This is a genomic window from Flavobacterium sp. N2038, assembly GCF_025947185.1.
GTDB lineage: Bacteria > Bacteroidota > Bacteroidia > Flavobacteriales > Flavobacteriaceae > Flavobacterium.
The window spans coordinates 24,368-49,100 of the sequence record NZ_CP110001.1 but is presented as its reverse complement, the minus strand read 5'-3'; the positions used below and the strand labels follow the sequence as shown (position 1 = coordinate 49,100).

At 34.5% G+C, this 24,733-nt stretch carries 18 protein-coding genes and 1 pseudogene; 11 read left to right on the top strand and 8 right to left on the bottom strand.

Features of this window, described 5'->3' with window-relative positions; translation table 11 throughout:
- Positions 1–12 precede the first annotated feature (12 nt).
- Both OLM51_RS00175 and OLM51_RS00170 read left to right on the top strand, forming a co-directional pair.
- Positions 13–474 (top strand): Lrp/AsnC family transcriptional regulator, encoded by a 462-nt coding sequence (locus OLM51_RS00175; protein WP_056190279.1) that lies wholly within the window; start codon positions 13–15, stop codon positions 472–474.
- A 143-nt stretch (positions 475–617) separates the two neighbouring features.
- Positions 618–1,964, top strand: coding sequence for a deoxyguanosinetriphosphate triphosphohydrolase (locus OLM51_RS00170; RefSeq protein WP_264552419.1), 1,347 nt, complete (start codon positions 618–620; stop codon positions 1,962–1,964).
- 13 nt (positions 1,965–1,977) lie between these two features.
- On the opposite strand, the gene OLM51_RS00165 is transcribed toward OLM51_RS00170, so the two are convergent.
- The 5 genes from OLM51_RS00165 to OLM51_RS00145 all read right to left on the bottom strand — a co-directional run bounded on the left by OLM51_RS00165 (position 1,978) and on the right by OLM51_RS00145 (position 7,578).
- Entirely contained in the window at positions 1,978–2,979 is a 1,002-nt protein-coding gene (locus tag OLM51_RS00165) for a DUF3078 domain-containing protein (RefSeq protein ID WP_264552418.1), read from the bottom strand.
- 34 nt (positions 2,980–3,013) lie between these two features.
- Positions 3,014–4,801 carry a 1-deoxy-D-xylulose-5-phosphate synthase gene (locus tag OLM51_RS00160; protein WP_264552417.1) on the bottom strand — a complete coding sequence of 596 codons (1,788 nt, stop codon included), beginning with the start codon at positions 4,799–4,801 and terminating at the stop codon, positions 3,014–3,016.
- A 52-nt stretch (positions 4,802–4,853) separates the two neighbouring features.
- Positions 4,854–5,768: a hypothetical protein gene (locus OLM51_RS00155; protein WP_264552416.1), complete on the bottom strand. Its 915-nt coding sequence runs from the start codon at positions 5,766–5,768 to the stop codon at positions 4,854–4,856.
- 8 nt (positions 5,769–5,776) lie between these two features.
- Entirely contained in the window at positions 5,777–6,529 is a 753-nt protein-coding gene (locus tag OLM51_RS00150) for a hypothetical protein (RefSeq protein WP_264552415.1), read from the bottom strand.
- Positions 6,530–6,606: 77 nt separating this feature from the next.
- On the bottom strand, positions 6,607–7,578 hold the full coding sequence (locus OLM51_RS00145; RefSeq protein ID WP_264552414.1) for an energy transducer TonB: 972 nt from the start codon (positions 7,576–7,578) through the stop codon (positions 6,607–6,609).
- A 62-nt stretch (positions 7,579–7,640) separates the two neighbouring features.
- On the opposite strand from OLM51_RS00145, the gene OLM51_RS00140 reads away from it, so the two are divergent.
- The 4 genes and pseudogenes from OLM51_RS00140 to pbpC all read left to right on the top strand — a co-directional run bounded on the left by OLM51_RS00140 (position 7,641) and on the right by pbpC (position 17,219).
- A complete protein-coding gene (locus OLM51_RS00140; RefSeq protein WP_264552413.1) occupies positions 7,641–8,084 on the top strand; it encodes a nucleoside deaminase in 444 nt (147 codons plus the stop codon).
- Positions 8,085–8,105: 21 nt separating this feature from the next.
- Positions 8,106–8,738 (top strand): hypothetical protein, encoded by a 633-nt coding sequence (locus OLM51_RS00135; protein WP_264552412.1) that lies wholly within the window; start codon positions 8,106–8,108, stop codon positions 8,736–8,738.
- A 174-nt stretch (positions 8,739–8,912) separates the two neighbouring features.
- Positions 8,913–14,594 (top strand): alpha-2-macroglobulin family protein, encoded by a 5,682-nt coding sequence (locus OLM51_RS00130; RefSeq protein WP_264552411.1) that lies wholly within the window; start codon positions 8,913–8,915, stop codon positions 14,592–14,594.
- Positions 14,595–14,844: 250 nt separating this feature from the next.
- Positions 14,845–17,219, top strand: a pseudogene (pbpC, locus tag OLM51_RS00125) (penicillin-binding protein 1C).
- A gap of 249 nt (positions 17,220–17,468) precedes the next feature.
- Here the strand turns inward: pbpC and OLM51_RS00120 are convergent.
- Together OLM51_RS00120 and OLM51_RS00115 are read right to left on the bottom strand one after the other, a co-directional pair.
- On the bottom strand, positions 17,469–19,013 hold the full coding sequence (locus OLM51_RS00120; RefSeq protein WP_213254879.1) for a ribonuclease E/G: 1,545 nt from the start codon (positions 19,011–19,013) through the stop codon (positions 17,469–17,471).
- A 417-nt stretch (positions 19,014–19,430) separates the two neighbouring features.
- On the bottom strand, positions 19,431–19,721 hold the full coding sequence (locus OLM51_RS00115) for an HU family DNA-binding protein (RefSeq protein ID WP_007805026.1): 291 nt from the start codon (positions 19,719–19,721) through the stop codon (positions 19,431–19,433).
- 140 nt (positions 19,722–19,861) lie between these two features.
- On the opposite strand from OLM51_RS00115, the gene mutY reads away from it, so the two are divergent.
- Genes mutY through gldD form a run of 4 tightly spaced genes read left to right on the top strand, consistent with a single transcriptional unit; the run spans position 19,862 to position 23,267 of the window.
- Positions 19,862–20,908 carry an A/G-specific adenine glycosylase gene (gene mutY / locus OLM51_RS00110; RefSeq protein ID WP_264552410.1) on the top strand — a complete coding sequence of 349 codons (1,047 nt, stop codon included), beginning with the start codon at positions 19,862–19,864 and terminating at the stop codon, positions 20,906–20,908.
- Positions 20,909–20,945: 37 nt separating this feature from the next.
- On the top strand, positions 20,946–21,386 hold the full coding sequence (locus tag OLM51_RS00105) for a single-stranded DNA-binding protein (RefSeq protein ID WP_264552409.1): 441 nt from the start codon (positions 20,946–20,948) through the stop codon (positions 21,384–21,386).
- A gap of 23 nt (positions 21,387–21,409) precedes the next feature.
- Positions 21,410–22,705 (top strand): gliding motility-associated protein GldE, encoded by a 1,296-nt coding sequence (locus OLM51_RS00100; RefSeq protein ID WP_264552408.1) that lies wholly within the window; start codon positions 21,410–21,412, stop codon positions 22,703–22,705.
- A 1-nt stretch (position 22,706) separates the two neighbouring features.
- On the top strand, positions 22,707–23,267 hold the full coding sequence (gene gldD / locus OLM51_RS00095) for a gliding motility lipoprotein GldD (protein ID WP_264552407.1): 561 nt from the start codon (positions 22,707–22,709) through the stop codon (positions 23,265–23,267).
- Between the two features lie 54 nt (positions 23,268–23,321).
- On the opposite strand, the gene OLM51_RS00090 is transcribed toward gldD, so the two are convergent.
- Positions 23,322–23,699 carry a heavy-metal-associated domain-containing protein gene (locus OLM51_RS00090; RefSeq protein ID WP_264552406.1) on the bottom strand — a complete coding sequence of 126 codons (378 nt, stop codon included), beginning with the start codon at positions 23,697–23,699 and terminating at the stop codon, positions 23,322–23,324.
- A gap of 100 nt (positions 23,700–23,799) precedes the next feature.
- On the opposite strand from OLM51_RS00090, the gene OLM51_RS00085 reads away from it, so the two are divergent.
- A complete protein-coding gene (locus tag OLM51_RS00085) occupies positions 23,800–24,666 on the top strand; it encodes a DMT family transporter (protein ID WP_264552405.1) in 867 nt (288 codons plus the stop codon).
- The last annotated feature ends 67 nt before the right edge of the window (positions 24,667–24,733 follow it).

The following is a 24,733-nucleotide window of genomic DNA, read 5'->3' as shown; positions in this document are numbered from 1 at the left end:
GTAAAAAAAACTATGGAAAACCTAGATAAAACAGATTTATTGATCCTGAAACACCTTCAGGAAAACTCAAATATCAACACAAAAGACCTTGCCAGTAAATTATTTCTGACAGTTACTCCCGTTTATGAACGAATTAAAAGGCTGGAAAGAGATGGTTACATTACAAAATATGTGGCTCTTCTGGATAAGAATAAAATGAATCGTGGTATGACAGTTTTCTGTAATGTACGTCTAAAAGAACATGCAAAAAATGTAGGAAGTAATTTTGTAAAAGACATTGTAGCACTTCCTGAAATTATAGAATGCTACAACATTGCGGGCGATTATGATTTTATGCTGAAGATTTTAGTAAAGGATATGGCTAGTTATCAGGATTTTGTTATGAATAAGCTGTCAACCATAGAAAACATTGGTAATACAAATAGTATTTTTGTAATGGGAGAAATCAAGCACAGTACTGCTTTGGAGTTTTAATAAACAGATTATAATTTGTAACGAACAAAAATATTTAATGTCATCTGCGGCCTATTTTTATTCAATATTATCCTAAAATAAAACGTATTTTTGACGTTTAGATGAAAATCTAGAATCTAAAATCAGAAATCTAAAATATAAAAATGAACTGGGAACAACTTTTATCATTAAAACGTCAGGGAGATACAAGCAAAAGATTACGTGTAGAACAAGATGACACCCGTTTAGGTTTTGAAGTCGATTATGACCGAATTATATTTTCTGCTGCTTTTAGAAGTTTACAAGATAAAACCCAGGTTATTCCACTGTCTAAAACAGATTTTGTGCATACACGTTTAACACATAGTCTGGAAGTTTCGGTTGTAGGACGTTCGCTTGGACGTTTGGTTGGAAAAAAGATTATTGAAAAATATCCTTATCTAAAAGAAGTTCATGGTTATCATATGAATGATTTTGGGGCTATTGTGGCTGCGGCTTCATTGGCACACGATATTGGGAATCCACCTTTTGGACATTCTGGCGAAAAAGCGATTGGAGAATATTTTTCTATCGGGAACGGAGCCAAATTTAAAGATAAGCTAACGGCCAAAGAATGGCAAGATTTGATTGATTTTGAGGGAAATGCCAATGGATTTTCGGTACTAACGGCAAGTCGTCCGGGAATCGAAGGCGGACTTAGAATTTCGTATGCTACTTTGGGAGCCTTCATGAAATATCCAAAAGAAAGCCTTCCTAAAAAGCCAACAAATAATATTGCAGATAAAAAATACGGTTTCTTCCAGACTGATAAAGCTTTTTTTGAAGAAGTTGCTCAGGATATGGGAATGATAGCCAATAAATCTGGTGAAGATATTGGTTTTGAAAGACATCCTTTGGCTTATTTGGTCGAAGCTGCAGATGATATTTGCTATACCATTATCGATTTTGAAGACGGAATCAATTTAGGATTAGTTTCTGAAGATTATGCTTTAGAGTATTTAATCAAACTGGTAAAAGACAATATCGGTGTCGCAAAATATAAAACACTTGAAACAAAAGAAGACCGAATTAGCTACTTGCGTGCACTTGCGATTGGTTCTTTAATCAATGATGCTGTAGATGTTTTTATCGAAAACGAAGAAGCAATTATGGCGGGCAAATTTCCTTTTGCTTTAACAGACAAGAGCAAATACAAAGCGCAGATGAATGATATTATCAACTTAAGTATTGAGAAAATCTATCAAAGTCGTGAAGTAATCGAGAAAGAAATCGTTGGTTATCAAATCATCCAGACTTTACTGGATAAATTTATAACAGCTTTCAATAACAAATATGAAGGGACAGCCTCAAACTATGATAAATTACTTTTAAAAATGCTGCCGGAAAAACATCATTTAGAAAAAACGAATTTATATGAGCGTTTGCTTCATATTTGTCATTATGTTTCGCTGTTAACAGACGGAAACGCCTTAGAATTATTTGAAACCATTAATGGCAGAAAAACCAATTAATTCTGGAAATTTATTATTGAAAAGCATAAACAAGACCTACACCCAAAACTTGTCTTAACTGCATTCTTGGTCCGTCATTAACCTGACTCGTTGCTCCTGACACAGGATCAACTACGTCTTTTTTGGTTTTAATATCGTCGTCATACACTAAATGTACACCAATATTTGCTTTTACATAAGCATTAACAACAAGGTCTAATCGGGTGTCATAATCAATGTCGACATTTCCAAACTTGTTTAAATAATCGGTATATAAACTTAGTCGGTTTTCGTAGAAAACATTTTTATAAATTTCGCTTTTCGTGTATGCTGTAAAAAGAATACCAAATTCGGCTTTTACTTTTTGTCCTTCTTCAACTAAAATTTTATTTGCAGGATCTAAAGGATCAGTCTCATAAACGGCTTTTCTAACCCCAAAAGCACCCTGATTGGCTAAAGTCTGATCTAAAACCAAAGTTGTTTTTAGCGTAATTGGAGAGAAATAAAAGGTTCTGTTTTTTTGTTTATTTGAGTTCTCAGCTCCCGCTCCAAGGAAAATATAAGCAGGGGCAAACGGTTTAGAAATAGCAACGTCTCTGTTGGGATAATTATAACCATCAGAAAATTGTGTGTTGAAATTTAATTTAGCAGAATAGTACCAGTTTGATATGGTATCTTTTCTAAAACCATAAGTTGAGTTAAATTGAAAAGCATCATCTGTTTTTCTCAATTCAATTCCGTCTTGCTTATTTAAACCATATTTTACGATAAGTTCGTTTACCCATTTATGGTTTTGTTTTTGATAAGTTCTATTGAATTCGCCCTTAAATAATCCAGAAACAGAACTTGTTCCCCCCGCGCTCCAGTTGACGAAAGCAATCTCTGAAATGTCAAAACCTAACTGATTTTTTTTGGCCCAGTTCGATGGTAGTGCCGGTAATTGATTTGGGTCTAATGTAGTTTGTATGATTTGTGCAAAGTTATTCGAAGTACACAATAGCAATAAAAGCAAAAGGGCAGAACGCAATAATTTCATTAGGCTTATTTTAGTTTTTGGAGCTGCAAAATAATTATTTTACATCATTAGAAAAAAGATTTATTAAACTTTTAACGTCAATTTTACACAATTGTTGTAACTGGGACACGGTTCCATGCTCAATAAATTCATCCGGAATACCTAAAATTTTGATGTTGTTTTTAAAATTATGGGCTGCTGCAAAATCTAAAACTGCGCTTCCGAAACCTCCGTTTACAGTTCCGTCTTCAATGGTAATTATAGTCTCAAAATGTGTAAAAACGTCATTTAAGGTATTGTTATCTAGTGGCTTAATAAATGGAAAGTCATAATGCGCAATAGCGTCTGAATTGGAACATTCGTTGAGCGCTTCTATAACATTATTTCCGATCGTTCCGGTTGATAAAACTGCAATCCGATTTCCTTTTTTCAGGCAGTTTGCTTGACCAATTTTAATTTTATCGTAATGTCCGAAATTTTCTACTTCCCAATTGGGCAACACGCCCCGACCACGCGGATATCGAATTGCGATTGGATGATTTAAGCCCAATTGAGCGGTATATAAAATGTTTTGAAGTGCAATTTCGTTGATTGGCGCATAGATAATCATATTCGGAATTGCTCTTAAATAAGCAATATCAAAAACACCATGATGAGTTGCTCCGTCTTCACCAACCAAACCGGCTCTGTCCAGACAAAATATTACAGGTAAATTCTGTAAAGCAACATCGTGTATAACCTGATCATAGGCGCGCTGTAAAAACGTCGAATAAATATTGCAATATACAATCATGCCCTGAGTCGCCATTCCGGCAGAAAGCGTTACAGCATGTTGTTCTGCAATCCCCACATCAAAAGCACGATCGGGCAATTCGTCCATCATAAATTTTAACGAACTCCCGGATGGCATTGCCGGCGTGATTCCGATAATTTTTTCGTTCTTTTTGGCTAAATCTAAAATGGTTAAACCAAAAACATCCTGATATTTTGGAGGAAGATTTTCTTCAGATTTTAGTTGAAGTTCACCCGTTAAGGCATCAAATTTACCAGGCGCATGATATTTTACCTGATTTTCTTCAGCTTGTTGCAATCCTTTTCCTTTAGTGGTAACAATATGAAGGAATTTTGGTCCTTTAATCTTTTTTAAGCGATTGAGTTCTTTAATTAGAGCAGGAAGATCATGACCGTCAATTGGACCTGAATAATCAAAATTCAGAGACTTGATCATATTATTTTTCTTAGGATTTTTTCCTTCTTTTACAGCAGTAAGATATTGTTTTAATGCACCTACGCTGGGATCAATTCCAATAGCATTATCGTTTAAAATAACCAGCAAATTGGCATCGGTTACTCCCGCATGATTTAGACCTTCAAATGCCATTCCGGATGCAATAGAAGCATCGCCAATAACTGCAATATGTTGTTTGTTGAAATCGCCTTTTATATGAGAAGCAATCGCCATTCCCAACGCAGCAGAAATAGAAGTAGAGGAATGACCTACGCCAAAAGTATCATAAACACTTTCGCTTCTTTTAGGAAAACCGGAGATGCCATTTATTTGTCTGTTGGTGTCGAAATTTTCTCTTCTTTCAGTCAGGATTTTATGTCCGTAAGCCTGATGGCCAACATCCCAAACCAATAAATCTTCCGGAGTATTAAAAACATAATGCAAAGCAATCGTCAATTCTACAACGCCCAGACTGGCGCCCAAATGACCTTCTTTTACAGAAACAATATCAATGATAAAATCTCGTAATTCCTTTGCGAGTTGAGGTAATTGAGTTTCGTTTAGTAAACGTAAATCAGCAGGGTTGTATATGTTTGAAAGTAAATCGCTTTTCATTGTAAGGTAAAAAGCAAATTTACGGTTTTAAATTTAATTTTCTTGCGGAGTCTTATTTCAATAAAATAGGAACAGAATAGAGCATCCTGACTTTTTTTCCATTTGATTCACCAGGCATCCATTTAGGACATAAACTTAAAACCCGGATAATTTCTTTTTCTAAAGGTTCTTCAACTGTTGGGGAGCATTCAAGAAAAGATACAGTGCCATTTTTTTCGACTGCAAAAGCAAGTGTAAAATTGAGTTTCCAATAATTTACGTTTTCAGGGTTTTTATATTCTTTCATAAAAAAGCTATGAAATTGGTCAATACCGCCTGGAAATTCTGCATTTGTCTGCATTACAGTACCCGTCAGAAAATCAGATTCAGCTTTTTTGACGTTGTTTGTTGAAAGTGTTTTATCTTTTTTTTGATTTTTCAACTTGTTCTCAGATTCTTTATGGTCTTCTAAAATCACTTCACCACTTACCATTTTTTTATATTTTTCGGAATGTATGTCATTCTCATTTTTTCTGGACGGTGGTAGCGGCGGCGGCGGAACAGTGCAGGTAGAATCATTTTTGCTAATTAAAGCTTTTCCAATGGTGCTGTCTGATTTAGATTTATCCTTGGTGATTTCAACTTTATCAATTTTTTGCTTTCTCCCGTCCTTATTTTGACAACTAAATAATGTTGTTCCCATTGCCACAAATAATGCTAACAAAAACATTTTATGATAACCTGTTTGTGAATATAAGACTCGGCTAGGAATTTGAATTATAATAGAATCTAATTGCGATTTTCTAAATCTTCCGCAAATTTTGTTGCTTTTATTTTGAATAAAAAAATGTTGGATTTCTTCCTGAAGCATTGGCGTAAAATCTACAACCGTTTTAGAACAGCTTAAACAAAAACGACCATTTTCAGTAGGTGTCATTTTGTCCCAGTTTTCATGGCATGGTTCAGGAATGGTTATTTTAGTTTTCATTCTTTAAATTACTTTAATGGAATTTGCAAAGTGTAAGTGGATCGAACAACTTTATTTTTTCGTTTACCTGGAATCCACTTTGGAGTTTTTTCTAAAATGCTTATGATATCTTTTTCACTTGCTGAAGTTGTATTTTTGAGCACATTAAAATTGCTCAGACTTCCATCACCTTCAATTACAAATAAAACCGATATTTCTCCTTGTTTCGCGGCGATAAGGTTTTTTGAAAAATTAGAATTAAATTTTTTTATTCCATTTTTTGGACCAGCTGCAACGTCTAAATCATTTGAATTATAAATAACTCCATAACTTCCAGGTCTAGAATGTTCGATGTTTTCTATTCCTGTACTAACTACTGGAGCTCCTGTAAGAATTTGTGTTTTTGGTTTAGTATCTTCTACAACTTCAACTTTATCTATTTTTTGTTTATTTCCGTCCTTGTCCTGACAGCTAAATAATGTAGTACCCATAACTATAAAAAGTGCCAATAAAAACATTTTTGGATAATGGATTTGACTGTATAATATTTGAGATGGAATCTGAATATTTATCTCATTTAATTGCTCATTTTTAAATCTTCCGCAAACTCTATTGTTTTGATTTTGAATAAAGAAATGCTGAATTTCTTCCGGAAGCATAGAAGTAAAGTCGACAACAGTTTTGGAACAGCTCATACAAAAACGGCCATTTTCTTTTGGCATCATTTTGTCCCAGTTTTCATGGCATGGTTTGGGAATCGTTATTTTATGTTTTGTTTCCATTTCTAGATATCAGAGAATAAATTTAATAAAAAATAAATACCAGAAATTAATTTGAAAAAAAAATCGCTAATTGTAATTTATGGTTTTAAACTTAGTTCAGTTTGTTCATTGCTTTCTCCGGTTTTAAAAATTTTCATGGAGGTAATTTTTGAAAATTTTCTTTTTCTTTTTTTTGGATTCAGAGTATCGAGTTCAAATATAATAGGCAGGTCGTAAAAAGTTCTAACCTTCCTTCCTTTGGTTTCTCCCGGTGTCCATTTTATAGATTTTTCTAAAACTCTAGTAGCTTGCTCTCCAGTTCCAAAACCGAGATCTTCAATAATTTTTATTTCATTCAGTTGTCCGTCTTTTTCAATAACAAAAGACATTTTTATTACGCCAATAGACCTCTTTAACTTTCTAGGTATTTCAAATTCTGATTTAAACTTTTCATAAAATATATCTATTCCACCTGGGTAATCAGGCAAAACATCAATTCCCATACCTCCATAAACCATAGTGTCTTCTTCGTAAACATTTTCTGTTATTTCTCCGCATTTTGTTTTTACAGGCGGAACAAATTTTACTTTCTTGTAAGTTGTGTGAGTTTTATGTTTTGCAAATTTTGAGCTTTCAAATTTTTGGGATTCATCTTTACTTGTTTTGTTGTCTGGATTAGAGATGCTTGTCTTAGGGTATGAGTCTTCAATGACTTCGATCTTGTCAATTTTTTGTTTGTTTCCGTCTTTATCCTGACAACTAAACAATGTCGTTCCCATAGCTATAAACAAAGCCAGTAAAAACATTTTATGATAATGAGTTTGCGAATAAAGAACACTACCCGGAATTTGAATAGTTATAGAGTCTAATTGTGACTTTCGTATTCTTCCGCAGATATTTTTACCATAATTCTGAATGAAAAAATGTTGAATTTCTTCCGGCAACATTTCAGTAAAATCGATGACAGTTTTTGAGCAACTCAAACAAAACCGACCCTTTTGATTTGGGATCATTTTTTCCCAGTTTTCTGTACAGGGTTCCGGAATCGATAATTTGTACTTTTTATACATTGTAAGAATATCAAAAAATAAATGTAATAAAAAATAAATAGTAAAATAGTATTTTTGCAATTATGATAAATCCTTTTACCGACGAGTATTTCATGAAAAAAGCTTTGCAGGAGGCAGAAATGGCCTATGAAAAAGGCGAAATTCCTGTTGGAGCTATAATCGTCGTTGCCGATAAAGTAATTGCCAGAAGTCATAATCTGACAGAATTACTAAATGATGTTACTGCTCATGCCGAAATGCAATCTATTACTGCAGCGGCTAATTTTCTGGGCGGAAAGTATTTGAAAGATTGTACACTTTATGTCACGCTCGAACCTTGCCAGATGTGTGCGGGAGCTTTGTATTGGAGTCAGATTTCTAAAATTGTTTTTGGAGCACGCGACGAACAAAGAGGTTTTTTGGCAATGGGAACAAAACTACACCCAAAAACGACTGTAGTTTCTGGTGTAATGGCCAATGAAGCGGCAGATTTAATGAAACGTTTCTTTTTGGAAAGACGTAAGTAAGGGAATAAATCTTTGGAAACTATGACCGATTTTTCAATAATAAAAAAACTATTTCATATCACAGAACCTGCAGGTTTTACCAATGAAGAAATTCAGATTATAAAAGATATTTCCGGAGAACTTCCGCAGGTTTTTATTGATTATTACAGCGAATTAGGAAAGAATCAGGATTTAAATCACACGCAGGATTCATTGGTTGTACCCGAAAGATTTCAGTACTATCAAAACAGTGACTATTTAATTTTTTATACAGAAAACCAGCATGCCTGCGTTTGGGGAATTCGCAAAGACGATTTGCTAAGTTCAGACCCGCCTGTATATATGAGTTATGATAAAGAGAAATGGGAACTGGAAGCCGAAACTTTATCAGAATTTTTTACTGCAATGGCTTTTCTTCAATCGGGATTTGCACTTAAATTCCAGAGCGAATGTTTTTATGAATTAGAACAGGAAGAGATAGAATTAATTGTTGAAAATTTTAAAGATAAAAATGTATCTTTTAAACAATGGACTGACGGAATTAAATTTTATGGTAATTATGATGATGATGTAATTATGGTCATGAATAATAATCAGATTTTTTATGCTTCAAATACAGAAAACCATTTTCTTGAGATGAACAAAATCTTATCCAAGTTAGGCTCAGAGCTTTAAAATTCAGTTTAAACTTCAACAAAAGTTAAATAATCATTATTAGAGAATTTTCTTCTTAAAGCAATTAGAAAATATTATACTTTTATGTTAAATTAAGATTATGTTGTCACTATTCTGGTTTTGAATAGCTGACGGTAGAAATTTTAGTTGTTAACCATTTAACTCTACGTAAAAGTGAAAGCAAAAGGATTGATTCTCGTATTTTTTGTGTTTTTTATTTTTCAATCTTGTGGCAGAAAATCAGCCGCAGATTTTAACTCCGATTTTTCATTATTTAAAGATTACATTACCAGTTTTACAGGCGGAATCGTTTCTTCAGATTCTGATATTCGTGTGGTTTTGGCTTTTAATAAAAACGATTGGAAACCTAATCAGGAATTAGACGATGATTTGTTTGATATCTCGCCAAGTGTAAGCGGAAAAGTAGTAGCACTTTCTACCAATACAATTGCTTTTATTCCGGAGAAAAAATTAAAACCCGGCACAGAATATCAGGTTACTTTAAACTTAGACAAACTTACTGCCATTCCAAAAGAGAAGGAAAAAGAATTGTCCAAATTCAACTTTACAGTTAAAACAGTTAAGCAGGATTTTACCATAAATACGGGCGATATTCAATCATACAGCAAAGAATACCAATATCTGAACTGTGTTTTAAAAACGGCAGACAATATAGATATTGAAACCGCCAGAAAATTAGTTGAAGCCAAACATAACGGGAATGACCTTAAAATTAAATTTGAGCAAAATTCAGGTACAGGGAAAGAATTTCGCTTTATAATTGACAGTATTCAACGTCAGTCAGAAGTTTCAAATTTGGAGATTATTTATGATGGAAGCGATTTTGATATTGAACAAAAAGGACAAATCGATTTTCCGATTACAAGCATCAACGAGTTTAAAATCATAAAAGTTGAAGTTCCGGATGGAAATAATCAATCGGTTTTAATTAATTTTTCTGAGCCTTTAGAGAAAGGGCAGGATTTTAAAGGATTAGTATCCATTCAAAATACTAATAATCTGAAATTTTCTACTCAGGGAAATTTACTAAAAGTATATTTTACAAACCAGAATACACCTAAACAAGAAGAGCCGGTTCAGGTTGTCGAAGAACCTGCGGTTGTTACTGTAGATTCTGCAGCTGTTGCCGTAGACTCATCTGCTGTTGTAGTAGATTCTGCCGCTGCCGTGGCAGAAGATATTGTTGAAGTTGTCCCTGATGAAGAACCGGAACAAGTTGTAACAGGTGAATTGTTACTAGAAGTTTTTCAGGGAATTGAAAGTCAATATGGCAAAAAATTAGAAGCAAATTATACAGAGAAAATTTCTTTTGATCAAATCAAACCAAACGTTCGTTTTATTAAAAATGGAACCATTCTACCAAGTTCAAACAATTTAAAATTGAATTTTGAAGCAGTAAATTTGAGTGCTGTCGATGTAAAAGTCTATAAAATATACAAAAATAATATTTTGCAGTTTTTGCAATACAACGAATTAAACGGAGGACAAAACCTCAAGAAAGTTGCGCAGCCAATTGCCAAAACGACACTGAATTTAAAAGAAAGTACGCTTGTAAACCTGACGAAATGGAATACGTATGCGTTAGATTTATCTAAAATTATCAAACCCGAGCCGGGAGCGATTTACAGAGTAGAATTTGAATATAAAAAGAAATATTCGCTCTATAAATGCGAAACATCAGAAGGAAACGATGATGAAGCCGAGGAAGAAGAAGTGGATGAGAATGATGTAAACTACAGCGGAAACTCTTACGACGATTATTATTATGATGATTATGAGTGGAGAGAAAGTCAGGACCCTTGCTCCGGATCGTATTATTACAATGCTAAAATCGCAACCAATATTTTAGCGTCAGATTTGGGAGTTATTGCCAAAAGAGGAGAAAACAAATCCTATTTATTTGCAGTAAATAATATCGTTACAACAGAGCCGGTTTCAAACGCAAGAGTGGATCTGTATAACTTTCAGCAACAAAAAATAAGTACTCAGGCAACAAGCAGTGAGGGAATTGCCTCTTTTCAATTAGATAAATTCGCTTATTTTGCTATTGTAACTTTAGGAGATCAGTCTACTTATGTGAAACTGGATGATGGGCTTTCTTTATCTGTCAGTAATTTTGATGTTGCCGGCGAAACTTTACAAAAAGGATTAAAAGGATTTATTTATGGCGAACGAGGTGTTTGGCGCCCGGGAGATAATTTGTATTTGTCATTTATTTTGAATGATGCAGCAAACAAATTGCCAAAATCGCATCCAATTAAATTCAGATTAAACGATCCGAATGGGAAAACAGTTTATCAGACGGTTCAGAAAACAAACGATTTGAATCATTACGTCTTTATAGTTCCAACAAATCAGGATGCTCCAACAGGAAACTGGGAAGCAATGGTAAGCGTTGGAGGGGCAAAATTCTATAAAAGCATCAAGATCGAAACGATAAAACCAAATCGTTTAAAAATCAAAAATACATTTAGCAGAAAAACACTTTCTTCCTCTTATCCAAATACAGATAATCTGGAAGTGACCTGGTTGCACGGTGCAATTGCCAAGAATTTAAATGTTGAAATGCAGGCAAAGTTTTCGCAGCAAACCACAACTTTTAAAGGGTATGAGAAATATACTTTTGATGATTTAGTTCGTCAGTTTAGTACAGAAGAAATCAATGTTTTCTCCGGAAAATTAAATGAAAACGGAAAAGCTGCTGTAAACATTCAGCCAAGATTACAAGGTCAGGCGCCGGGAATGCTTCGCGCTTCGTTTATTACCAAAGTGTATGAAGAAGGAGGAGACTTTAGTACCGACGTTATGTCTACAACTTATTCTCCGTATAAAACCTACGTTGGAATTAAATCTCCGGAGCTGAATAAATATAATATGCTTGAAACCAGAAAAGCAAACCGTTTTGATATTGTTACTGTAGATGAAAACGGAAGACCAAAAGCGGTGCGAAATCTGGAAGTAAAAGTATTTAAAGTAGATTGGCGCTGGTGGTGGGACTCTTCGAGCGATAATTTGTCTAATTATAATTCGTCAAATGCAACAACATCTTATAAAACCTATGTAATCAATACAGATTCAAGCGGAAAAGGAAGTATTCAGTTCTCTTTGACAGATGAAGAATGGGGACGATATCTCATTCGGGTTGCAGATCAGGAAGATGGACATGCAACAGCATTAACGGTAAATATCGACTGGCCAATCTGGTCTGGTAAAACACGTAACAGAGACGCTTCTACAGCAAATATGCTGGTATTTTCTACCGATAAGAAAAACTATGCTGTTGGAGAAAAAGCGCAGATATCTTTCCCTTCAAGCGAAGGCGGACGTGCTCTGATTTCTATCGAAAACGGATCACGAGTGGTTCAGACTATTTGGGCCGAAACTAAAAATGGAGAAACAAAAGTAGAAGTTCCAATTACCGGTGCAATGGCGCCAAATGTATATTTTAATATTACGTTACTACAGCCACATGCCTCAACTAAAAACGATTCGCCTATTCGTATGTACGGAATCGTTCCGATTGAAGTGGTGGACAAAAATACCATTCTTACTCCAACGCTTTCAATGCCAGACGTTCTAAAACCGGAACAGGCTTTTACAGTAAAAGTGGGCGAAAAATCAGGAAAAGAAATGACGTATACCATTGCGGTTGTAGATGAAGGACTCTTGGATTTAACACGTTTTAAAACTCCAAATGCCTGGGATAGTTTCTATGTTCGTGAAGCTTTGGGGGTAAAAACCTGGGACGTTTATGATGATGTAATTGGAGCATATGGAGGAAAAATAAATCAGATTTTCAGTATTGGAGGAGATCAGGATTTAGGTGGCGGAAAAGCCAAAAAAGCAAACCGTTTTAAACCGGTTGTATTGTATTACGGTCCATTTAAATTAGGAAAAGGAGAAACGAAATCTCATCAGTTAAAACTCCCGAAATATATTGGTTCAGTCCGAACAATGGTTGTGGCGGGAGATGCGGCGACAAGCGCTTACGGAAGTGTTGAAAAAGCAACTCCGGTTAAAAGTCCGTTGATGGTTTTGGCTTCGTTGCCAAGAAAAATTTCACCATCAGAAAAAGTAACGCTACCGGTGACCGTTTTTGCAACTGAAAATAAAATCAAAAATGTTTCCATTCAGGTAAAAACCAGCAATGGTTTGAAGATAATGGGAAGTACAGTTCAGAAACTAAGTTTTACTGAGCCAGATGAAAAAATGGCTTATTTTAATTTAGTTGTAGGTGCTGCTACCGGAATTGCAAAAGTTCAGGTTATAGCAACGTCCGGAAGCGAAAAATCGGTTTATGATGTAGAAATTGATATGACGAATCCGAATCCGGTTACAAGTACTTTTACAGATGTTATTTTAACACCAAATAGCTCAAAAACAATTTCATGGAAAACATTTGGTATTGCCGGAAGTAATAAAGCAAGACTTGAAGTTTCGTCAATGCCATCAATGAATTTGAATGGAAGATTACAATTCCTGATTCAGTACCCACATGGTTGTGTAGAACAGACTACTTCATCTGTTTTCCCACAATTGTATCTGGGAGATGTTGCTGATATTGATGCTGTTCGTAAAGGATTAATTCAAAAGAATGTAACGGCTGGAATCGCAAGATTGGGGAACTTTCAATTGTCAAATGGAGGGATGCCTTATTGGCAAGGAAATGCAATTGCAGATGATTGGGGAACTTCTTACGCAGGACATTTCCTGATTGAGGCAGAGAAAAAGGGATATGTATTGCCAATCAATTTTAAATCAAAATGGTTGGGGTATCAGCAAAAAGAAGCAAAACAATGGCGTTTTGAACCAAAATACGGAAATGACTTAGCTCAGGCTTATCGTTTATATACTTTGGCTTTAGCCGGAAGTGCCGATTTATCGTCAATGAACAGATTGCGGGAAACAAAAGGTATTTCGAATGAAAGCATGCTTCGTTTGGCTGCTGCTTATGTGTTGGCAGGACAAAAATCAGCGGGACAAAGTTTGTTTTTACGTACCAGTATCGATGGCAGTTCAGATGGTTATAGTTATTACTATTATGGCTCAGATGAGAGAAATCGTGCAATGGCTCTGGAAACAATGATTCTTTTAGATCAAAAGCAAAAATCATTCGCAACAGCAGCAAAATTAGCCAAAGAAATGTCTGCCAACCAATGGATGAGCACGCAGACCACCGCTTATTGCCTGTATGCAATGTCTAAATTTGCGATTAGTAATGGTCCAAAAGGAATTAATATCCAGTTTAGTAAAAATGGAAAGGGCGAGACGATCAATACAAATAAATCAGTTGCAGATCGCAGTATAGCAGTTGCTTCCGGAACAAATAGTATTACACTGAAAAACAATAAAAACAACACTGTTTATGTTCGTGTTTTAAACACTGGAATATTACCAATCGGACAAGAAAATGCTGTACAAAGCGATGTTACGGCTTCTATTGTTTTCAAAAACAGAAAAGGAAGTGTAATAAATGTTTCAAAAATCAGCCAGGGAACGGAGTTTGTTGCTGAAGTTACCATTAAAAACCAAAGAGGAGAAAGTGTTCAGAATGTAGCGTTATCTCAAATTCTGCCTTCAGGATTCGAAATTGTAAACACTCGTTTCACCGATTACGGAGATGCAGTAAACAACATTGCTGATTATATAGATATTCGAGATGACAGGACTAATTTCTACTTCGGAATGAAAGCCAGAGAAACCAAAGTTTTCCGAATTCTGTTAAACGCATCGTATTTAGGAAATTATTATTTACCTGGATTACAATGCGAAGCCATGTATGATAATACATTCTTAGCCAGAACAAAAGGATTCTGGGTTGAGGTTGTGAAGTAGAAAATAAAATAGCCCACGGGTTTTACGGATGAAACAGATTCGCACAGATTATATTAAAAATATCCGTGTAAACTCGTTTCATTCGTAAAATCCGTGGGCAAAAAAATAAAGTTTCTCGCAGATTTTGCAAATCAAGCAGATAAAGTAAAATCTGCTAAATCTGCGGAATCTGCGAGAAGAAAAATCTTTGCGTCCCGATAGCTATCGGGATTGCGAATAACTTAGCGCCTTTGCGGTAAAATAATCAGTATTGAAAAATAAATTAAAAGCGTTTTTCCAACGCATCATAAACTGGATAAAAAGAAACAAAGTAAAATCAGCAATTGCATTTCTGCTCTTGCTGATTTACTATTTTTCGATACCCCGAACTTTATTCAAAGAGCCGTATTCGACTGTTATAGAAAGTAAAGAAGGAGAATTACTCGGAGCTAAAATTGCTCGTGACGGTCAATGGCGTTTTCCCGCGCAGGACAGTGTGCCCGATAAGTTCAAAAAATGCATTGTTTACTTTGAAGATGAATACTTCTATAAACATCCGGGATTTAATCCGGGAGCGATGGTAAATGCTTTTAAACAAAACAGAAAAGCGGGGAAAGTAGTCAGAGGAGGAAGTACACTTACACAGCAAGTTATTCGTTTATCGCGAAAAGGTAAAAACAGAACTTATTTTGAGAAACTTATTGAGATTATTCTCGCCACGCGATTAGAATTAGGATATTCTAAAAATGAAATTCTCGAAATGTATGCAGCACACGCTCCGTTTGGAGGAAATGTTGTGGGATTAGAAATGGCTTCATGGCGTTATTTTGGTGTTCAGTCTAATCAATTATCATGGGCTGAGAATGCTGTTTTGGCAGTTTTACCTAATGCGCCAAGCTTAATTTATCCGGGAAAAAATCAAATAAAACTTTTAAATAAAAGAAACCGTCTTTTGCTGAAATTGCATGAGGAAGGGATAATAGACAAACAGACATACGAACTTTCAATAGAAGAACCATTGCCTCAAAAACCGTATGATCTGCCGCAAATTGCACCTCATTTACTTCAAAGAGTAGCCAAAAATGAAGAAGGAACAAGAGTAAAAACTACGATTGATTATGCATTGCAAAATCGTGTAAATCAAATTGCGCGATATTATTACAATCAATACAAGCAAAATGAAGTGCATAATCTGGCCATTTTGGTAATCGATGTGCAAAATAGAAACGTAATAAGTTATGTTGGGAATTCTCCTGCCGATGCAGATCATCAAAAAGATGTGGATATTATTGATGCTCCACGAAGTACAGGAAGTATTCTAAAACCACTTTTATATGGTGCTATGCTTGATGATGGCGAGTTATTGCCAAATACTCTCGTTGCTGATATACCAACGCAAATTTCAGGTTATACTCCGCAAAATTTTAATCTTACTTTTGATGGAGCCGTTCCGGCACATCGTGCTTTGTCAAGATCATTAAATATTCCGGCAGTTTTAATGCTACAGGAATTTGGAGTGAATAAATTTTATGAAGAACTGCAGAAATTCAAACTAAAGAATATTAATAAAACACCGGATCATTACGGCCTGTCGCTTATTTTGGGCGGTGCCGAAAGTAATTTGTGGGATTTATGCCGAACGTATGCCAATCTTTCCTCTACGGTAAATTATTACACCAAAAACAATAGTAAATACCGAACGAATGAATTTACGGAACTAAATTATAAAAATGATTTTATACCTGATTTTGGTTCAGAGACAGATCAGAAGAATATTTTGGGTGCAGGATCAATTTGGTTAACGTACAACGCAATGGAAGAAGTGAACAGGCCAGAAGGAGATGAGGCATGGAAATTTTATGACAGTTCACTTAAAATTGCCTGGAAAACAGGAACCAGTTTTGGAAACAGAGATGCGTGGGCAATTGGAACCAATTCCAGATATGTTGTGGGAATCTGGGTTGGGAATGCAACAGGAGAGGGGCGTCCAACATTAACCGGGGTTACCAGTGCTGCGCCAATTTTATTCGACGTTTTTAATTTATTACCAAGACAAAGATGGTTTGATACGCCATATAAAGATTTAGAAGAAGTTGAGGTTTGTCGTTTAAGTGGTTATCTGGCTAAAGATAATTGTCCGAAAATCAAACAATGGGTTTCAAAAAAGGAAAATCTACAGTGGTTTGTCCGTATCATAAAACGGTTCATTTAGATAAAACGGAACAATTTCAAGTTAACAGCAGTTGCGAAAATGTGGAGAACATCGTGACTAAAAACTGGTTTGTTTTACCTCCCGTAATGGCTTGGTATTACAAAAGTCAGCATATCGAATATTTGCCTTTGCCGCCTTTTAAGGAGGGTTGTGAGGGAACGCAAACGACAACAATGGATTTTATTTATCCAAAAGCAAACAGTAAAATTTATTTAACGAAGGATTTTAACAGCAATGTACAGCCGGTAATTTTAAAAGTAGCGTATTCTGAAAGAGATAAAGAGTTGTTTTGGTATGTTGATAATGTGTACAAAGCAACAACTAAAACCTTTCATGAATTGCCCATTACACCAACAACAGGAATACATTATATTACAGTTGTAGATGCTTCCGGAAATGAAATTAGAAGGAGAATTGAGATTGTAAGGGAATAAAATTTAAAAGAAAATTCCAATTTTTTGAAATTCCAAATTCCAAACTTTGCTTCTTTATGCAGGCTATGGTGTGTCGGGCTGAGCGAAGTCGAAGCCCACTTGTAAATTGGAGCGCCCTTCTCCCGAAGCCTCGGGATCGCTCAGGGTGACATCAGTTTGAAGAATCATTATAAAAATTAATTCGTGAATTCGTGGCTAAAAAAAAAGCACAAAAAAACCGCCAATCTTTCGAGAGGCGGTTTTTGTTTTTTATTCTGAAATAACATTTCCTTTTTTATCATAGAAATGGTATTCTAAGTACGTGTAAGCGTCACGAGGTATGATTTTCACCCATTTCTTATGTTCAAAAAACCATTTTGAACGTAATGATGGAAAACCTTTGCTGAGGTATGCAGCCACAAACGGATGTGTGTTAAGCACAACTTTATTGTGGGTTTTTAAAAGTCTCTCTAAATCAGAGGTGATCTTATCAATAATTAAAATTGGCGCTTCGATTTCGCCATTTTCTTTGTTAGGATCTTCTTCTCTGGTCTTAATATTAACTTCTGGTCTTACTCGCTGTCTGGTAATCTGGACTAAACCAAATTTACTTGGCGGTAATATTTTATGCTTTGCTTTATCGTCGCTCATTTCTTCTCGCAAGAAGTCGAACAAGACTTTCCTGTTTTCAGGATTAGACATATCGATAAAATCAACTACGATTATTCCGCCCATATCTCGCAAACGAAGTTGTCTTGCGATTTCTGCTGCGGCAATCATATTCACTTCCATGGCGGTGTCTTCCTGGTTGGTTGCTTTGTTTGAACGGTTTCCGCTGTTTACGTCTATAACGTGAAGTGCTTCAGTATGTTCAATGATAAGATAAGCACCTTTACTCATGGAAACTGTTCTGCCAAAAGAAGTTTTGATTTGTCTCTCTATATTGTATTTCTCGAAAATGGGAGTATCATTTGATTGATAAAACTTAACAATCGATTGTTTTGAAGGGGCAATTTCTTGCAAATATTCCTTCGTTTGATGGTACAACTCTTCGTCATCTATTTGAATACCACTAAAGGTATCATTGAAAACATCTCTTAATATTGAAGAAGCTCTGTTAAGCTCTCCTAATACTTTTGATGGATGATGAGCAGTTGGTAATTTTTTACACATTGCAGTCCATCTGCCAAGCAGGTTCTGCAAATCTTTTTCTAATTCGGCTACGTTTTTGCCTTCGGCTACTGTACGAACAATAACACCAAATCCTTTAGGTTTGATCGATAGAACAAGTTTTTTTAGACGATCCTTTTCTTTTTTGTCTTCTATTTTTTGAGAAATAGAAACACGATCAGAAAAAGGAACTAGAACGATAAATCTTCCAGCCAATGAAAGCTCAGCACTTATTCTTGGGCCTTTGGTTGATATAGGTTCTTTAACTACTTGAACTAAAACAGATTGATTGGCACTTAAAATATCAGTAATGATGCCATCTTTGTCAATCTCTTTTTCAAACTGAAAGGTTTTTAGGGAGAAATCTTTTAATTTACCTGCGCTTACAAGTTTTATGAATTTCAGTTGGGAAGCTAAGTTTGGACCTAAATCGTGATAATGTAAAAAGGCATCTTTTTCGAAGCCTACATTTACAAAAGCAGCATTAAGTCCGGCAACTGGTTTTCTGATTTTGGCAATAAAAATATCACCAACCTGAAAGTTGCTTTTCTCTTCTTCTTTGTGCAATTCAATTAGTTTTCCATCTTTTAATAAGGCAAAATCTACGGCTTCAGAACTAGATCTAATGATTAATTCTTTATTCACACTGTAAATTTTTATCTGTTTTTTCAGAAAATAGAATATAGAGAGAAGAGTATAGATTTGAAAATCTAAAATCTAAAATCTAAGATCTAAAATCTTATCTACAGATGGATTAAACAATATTTTTTAACAGGTATTAACCCGGAGGGAAAAGTTAAATCTCAATTTTAAAATTCCAAATCCAAATTTAAATCAGTTTTGATTTCTTAATCTTTGGATTTTGGATTTTATTTTTTGGAATTTTTTAAATTTCCCAAATTTCAATGAACTTTTAAAAAGAAAAAAGTAGTTTAAAACTACTTTTTCTTTTTGTGACGGTTAGCTCTCGCTCTTTTTTTACGTTTGTGAGTAGCTACCTTATGTCTCTTTCTTTTTTTACCACTTGGCATATCGTGTCAGATTTTATGTTAATTAATAGTATTATTTTGCTTCGTTGTTCGTTTTTACTCCTTCTACAAAAACTTTTGCAGGTTTAAATGCTGGAATGTTGTGAGCTGGAATTTTAATTGTAGTGTTTTTAGAAATGTTTCTACCAGTCTTTTCAGCTCTGGTTTTAACGATAAAGCTTCCGAAACCTCTTAGGTAAACATTATCACCAGTTTCTAATGAAGTCTTAACTTCTTCCATAAAAGTTTCTACTGTTGCTTGAACATCTCCTTTTTCAAGACCTAGTTTTTCTGAAATTTTCGCTACGATATCTGCTTTCGTCATTTTCTTTCCTATTTTATTTTATAAATGATGTACTATTTTTTTGAGTTTGCAAATATAGGAATTAAAAAAATAATTAATCAAGCTAATTCGTTAAATTTTAATTACATAAACATTTACTTTTGTATTCTAAGTATTTTACGATGAATTTTCATAACATATTGATAAATTGGTATTTACAAAACAAACGTGATTTGCCATGGCGAAATACGACCGATCCTTACCTAATTTGGCTCTCAGAAATTATGCTTCAACAAACGAGAGTTGCGCAAGGAATGCCTTATTTTTTTTCGTTTATAAAAGAATTTCCTACAGTTTTTCGCCTGGCAAATGCCTCAGAAGAGCAGGTTTTGAAACTTTGGCAGGGTTTAGGGTATTATTCTCGTGCCAGAAATTTGCATAAAACGGCTCAATATGTCGCAAATGAGTTAGATGGAGTTTTTCCTGAAAACTACAAAGAGTTATTAAAATTAAAAGGAGTAGGTGAATATACGGCCGCTGCAATCGCTTCTTTCTCTTATAATGAAGCTGTTCCTGTTGTAGACGGAAATGTTTTCAGAGTGCTTTCCCGTTATTTTGATATAGAGTCGGATATTGCTTTATCGGCTACTAAAAAAGAGTTTACGGAACTGGCATTCGAATTAATGCCAAAAGATACTCCTGCAATTTTTAATCAGGCGATAATGGAATTTGGAGCTTTGCAATGTGTACCTAAAAGTCCGGATTGCAAAGTATGTGATTTTAATGAAAGTTGTGCGGCTCTCCAAAAAAAGAAAGTGCCTGCATTGCCTGTAAAATCTAAAAAGCTAAAAGTGACCAATCGTTTCTTTAATTATTTGATTTTAGAAGATGTTTTAGGAAATACTTTAATACAGAAAAGAGAGGCGAAAGGAATTTGGCATAATTTATACGAATTCCCGCTTTTTGAAACCACTGATATTGCCGATTTTACGACAGTTTCAAATGCTGTTCAGAACGATTTGTTTTCTACATATAATATAATAGGTATAGAAGGGTGTGATGAAGCGACCGTGGTTCATAAACTTTCGCATCAACATCTTCATATTCAGTTCTGGAAGATTAAAATTGCTGAAAAATTAGAAAACGGTTTGGTTGTCAGTGAGTTAAAAAAATTTCCGTTTCCAATTGTGATTTATAATTTTATTGAAAAGCAGGAAATAAATTGCTAAAAAAATGTATCTTTGGTAGAAATACGACTTAAAAACTATGAACGGAACATTAAATAAGGTGATGCTAATTGGCCATTTAGGAGATGATGTAAAAATGCATTATTTTGATGGCGGGAATTGCATAGGGCGTTTTCAGCTGGCTACAAATGAAGTTTATATTAATAAGACAACCAATGAAAAAATAACTTCAACGGAGTGGCATAATTTAGTTGTTCGCAATAAAGCGGCAGAAATTTGTGAAAAATATTTATCTAAAGGAGATAAAATTTATGTTGAAGGACGCATAAAATCACGTCAGTGGCAAGCAGAAGACGGTACAACAAAATATACTACCGAAATTCAGGTTACCGAGTTTACCTTCCTGACTACCAAAAAAGAAACCGGAAATCATAAACCTAATCAAGAACAGGAATCCGCAAAAAATACTACCTTTGACGCAACGAATGAAGGCTTGCCTATAAACGACCTGCCTTTTTGATTGTTTAATTAATCTTTTTTAATTTGGACCCAGAGCCCAGTTTATTTCTTAATACCACTTTTGACATCAATTTAATTATTGGTTTTGTCGGAATATTTATCTTGTTACTCTTATCGGCGATTGTTTCAGGTGCCGAAGTCGCTTTTTTCTCCTTGTCTCAAAAAGATATTGATGAGACATTGAACGAAAATCTCTCTAAAGGAAAAATTATTTCCAATCTTTTGGATAAACCTAAAAAACTATTGGCTACGCTTTTAGTGGCAAATAATTTCTTAAACATTGGAGTTGTTATTTTGTTTTCTTTTATAGGACGAAATATATTTTCTGATGTAGATTCTCCGGTTTTAAAATTTATTCTCGAAGTTATTCTTGTAACTTTTCTGATTTTGCTGTTTGCTGAAGTTTTGCCAAAAGTTTACGCAAGCCGAAACAATATAAAATTTGCAAAAAGAGTAGCTTATCCAATTGCTTTTCTGGATAAATTACTCTCACCAATAAGTTTGCCCATGCGCAGCGTTACCTTATATTTGCACAATAAATTAGGGAAACAGAAAAATAGTTTTTCGATAAATCAGCTTTCTCAGGCGTTGGAACTTACAGATTCTGAAGGAACATCAACCGAAGAACAGAAAATTCTGGAAGGAATTGTTTCTTTTGGTAATACAGATACCAAGCAGGTTATGAGTCCGAGGATTGATATTTTTGCCTTGGAAATTTCTGAACCATTTTCGGCTATTTGTCCTAAAATTATTGAGAAAGGATTTTCGAGAATTCCGGTTTACAGAGACAATATTGACCAGATTGAAGGCGTTTTGTTTGTTAAAGATTTATTGCCTCATATTGACAAAGAAGAATTTGAATGGCCATCTCTGATGCGAAAAGCCTTTTTTGTTCCGGAGAATAAAAAACTGGACAACTTATTAAAGGATTTTCAGGGCCTGAAAAGCCATTTGGCAATTGTGGTGGATGAATATGGCGGAACCTCAGGTTTGGTGTCTTTAGAAGATGTTATTGAGGAAATAGTAGGGGATATAAGCGATGAGTTTGATGATGAAAATCTGAATTTCTCACAAATAGATGAAAAGAATTTTCTGTTTGAAGGAAAAATTAACCTCAAAGATTTCTACAGAATTATTGATGTTGATGAAGATATCTTTGAAGCTCATAAAGGCGAAGCAGAAACTCTGGCCGGATTTATTCTGGAAATTTTGGGTAATTTCCCTAAAAAAGATCAAAAAATAGCTTTTCAGAACTGTATTTTTACCATAGAAACAGTCGATAAAAAGCGTATAAAACAAATAAAAGTAACAATAGATTAAGATGTTAAAAAAGATAATTTCAGCAGCGGTAATTTTACTGACATTAACTGTTGTAAGTTGTAAAGATGATGTGTTGCCAAAACCGGCAAGTTTTTTACGTTTAGATTATCCCGAAGCAAAATATGTGCATTTTGAAAACAATTGTCCTTTTGCTTTTGATATGAATGAAGATGCGACTATAAAAGGCGAGAAAAACTGTGGATTTGCGATTACATATCCAAAAATGAAAGCGACAATCTATCTGACTTATAAACCTGTGAATGGCGATATTGAAAAGCTTTTAAAAGATGCTCAAAAGCTGACATACGAACACGTAATAAAAGCCGATGATATTCTGGAACAACCGTATTTAAACCCCGAAAAAAAGGTTTACGGAATGTTTTATCAGGTAGACGGAAACGCTGCTACAAACTCACAATTTTACGTTACAGACAGTACAAAGCATTTTATAACAGGATCGGTTTACTTTTATGCTAAACCAAATTTCGATTCGGTTATGCCAGCCGCAAGTTATATCAAAAATGATATGCAACGTATTATGGAAACATTGAAGTGGAAATAAATAAAAAAAGGAATCCAATTGGATTCCTTTTTTTAATAGTTGAGTTTTTAAGTCTTAAGATTTGAAATTCGAAACTTTATATGTTTTACCGTCTCCTGTTGCCTGAATGACTTTAGTTAAAGATTCCTGATTTTGAACCGTTTTGTCGAAAGTAATGGTTGCTGTTTTTTTATCAAAATCAACAGTTGCTTTTTCAACTCCGTCAAGACCTGATAGTTCTTTTTCAATTGTTTTGGCGCATCCCATTGCACAAGTCATACCTTCGATTTCGAAACTTGCTTTTTGTACATTTTCAGCGGCAATTGCTTTGTGCTCTTTAGAAGTTGTTTCTAAAGGTTTTATGTTTGCCAGATTTTTGTCTTCTTCTTTTTTACAGCTAACTAATGTTAAACTTGCTATTGCTACTGCTGCTATGATTTTTGTAAATTTCATTATATATGATTTTAAGTTGTCAATATGTTTGTTGCAAAATTAATAAAATTCAAGAGGTCAGTTCATAAAAATAGTACAATTTTGCAGTAAAAGACTGTATATGGATGCAAAACAATTAAAGTGGGCTTATTTGCTGGTTCTTTCGCTTATTTGGGGAAGTTCTTTTATTTTAATCAAAAGAGGGCTTGTTGGTTTAACGGCGATTCAGGTAGGTTCATTTAGAATTATTTTTGCAGCCTTGTTTTTATTACTTGTTGGTTTTAAAAGTTTAAAGAAAATTTCACGTCGTCAGTGGAAATTTGTTGCTATAACTTCTTTTTTCGGAACTTTTACTCCCGCCTATCTTTTTGCCATTGCCGAAACTCAGGTTGATAGCTCGATTGTGGCAATTTTAAATTCTTTGACGCCTCTTAATACTTTGGTTCTGGGGATTATTATTTTTGGAATTCAGTTTCAGAAGCGACAAGTTGTTGGTGTTTTTGTCGGTTTAATAGGGTGTTTACTTTTGGTTTTAAGCGGAGCATCAGCACATCCGGGACAAAATTACTATTATGTTCTTTTGGTTGTAATTGCGACACTTTGTTATGCAATAAACGTGAACCTAATAAAGAAATATTTATCTGATTTAAATTCGGTAAGTATCACAACAGGAAATTTTACAGTTTTGTTATTGCCGGCTTTAATTATTTTAAGTACAACAGATATTTCTAATAGAATAAATATTGATATAACACAGCATTCTGTCTTTTTTGTAATGATCTTAGGTGTTTTAGGAACCGGAATTGCTAATATTTTATTCTTTAAACTGATACAAATGTCATCACCTGTTTTTGCAACATCTGTAACTTATTTAATTCCGATTGTAGCTTTCTTTTGGGGGTTATTAGATAATGAAATGCTTACCCCAATTCAGTTTTTTGGAGCGTTTATTATTTTGATTGGAGTTTATTTGTCGGCTAAGAAATAATTGATTGTTTCCAACGAATGTCACTCTGAGCGAAGTTAAAGAACGTGCTAATAGGAATAGGGCTTCG

Bases quoted from the DNA above. Each gene is read 5' to 3' on its own strand.
- OLM51_RS00175 (WP_056190279.1), top strand. From the start codon at position 13: ATGGAAAACCTAGATAAAACAGATTTATTGATCCTGAAACACCTTCAG.
- OLM51_RS00170 (WP_264552419.1), top strand. From the start codon at position 618: ATGAACTGGGAACAACTTTTATCATTAAAACGTCAGGGAGATACAAGC.
- OLM51_RS00165 (WP_264552418.1), bottom strand. From the start codon at position 2,979: ATGAAATTATTGCGTTCTGCCCTTTTGCTTTTATTGCTATTGTGTACT.
- OLM51_RS00160 (WP_264552417.1), bottom strand. From the start codon at position 4,801: ATGAAAAGCGATTTACTTTCAAACATATACAACCCTGCTGATTTACGT.
- OLM51_RS00155 (WP_264552416.1), bottom strand. From the start codon at position 5,768: ATGAAAACTAAAATAACCATTCCTGAACCATGCCATGAAAACTGGGAC.
- OLM51_RS00150 (WP_264552415.1), bottom strand. From the start codon at position 6,529: ATGGAAACAAAACATAAAATAACGATTCCCAAACCATGCCATGAAAAC.
- OLM51_RS00145 (WP_264552414.1), bottom strand. From the start codon at position 7,578: ATGTATAAAAAGTACAAATTATCGATTCCGGAACCCTGTACAGAAAAC.
- OLM51_RS00140 (WP_264552413.1), top strand. From the start codon at position 7,641: ATGATAAATCCTTTTACCGACGAGTATTTCATGAAAAAAGCTTTGCAG.
- OLM51_RS00135 (WP_264552412.1), top strand. From the start codon at position 8,106: ATGACCGATTTTTCAATAATAAAAAAACTATTTCATATCACAGAACCT.
- OLM51_RS00115 (WP_007805026.1), bottom strand. From the start codon at position 19,721: ATGACGAAAGCAGATATCGTAGCGAAAATTTCAGAAAAACTAGGTCTT.
- mutY (WP_264552410.1), top strand. From the start codon at position 19,862: ATGAATTTTCATAACATATTGATAAATTGGTATTTACAAAACAAACGT.
- OLM51_RS00105 (WP_264552409.1), top strand. From the start codon at position 20,946: ATGAACGGAACATTAAATAAGGTGATGCTAATTGGCCATTTAGGAGAT.
- gldD (WP_264552407.1), top strand. From the start codon at position 22,707: ATGTTAAAAAAGATAATTTCAGCAGCGGTAATTTTACTGACATTAACT.
- OLM51_RS00090 (WP_264552406.1), bottom strand. From the start codon at position 23,699: ATGAAATTTACAAAAATCATAGCAGCAGTAGCAATAGCAAGTTTAACA.
- OLM51_RS00085 (WP_264552405.1), top strand. From the start codon at position 23,800: ATGGATGCAAAACAATTAAAGTGGGCTTATTTGCTGGTTCTTTCGCTT.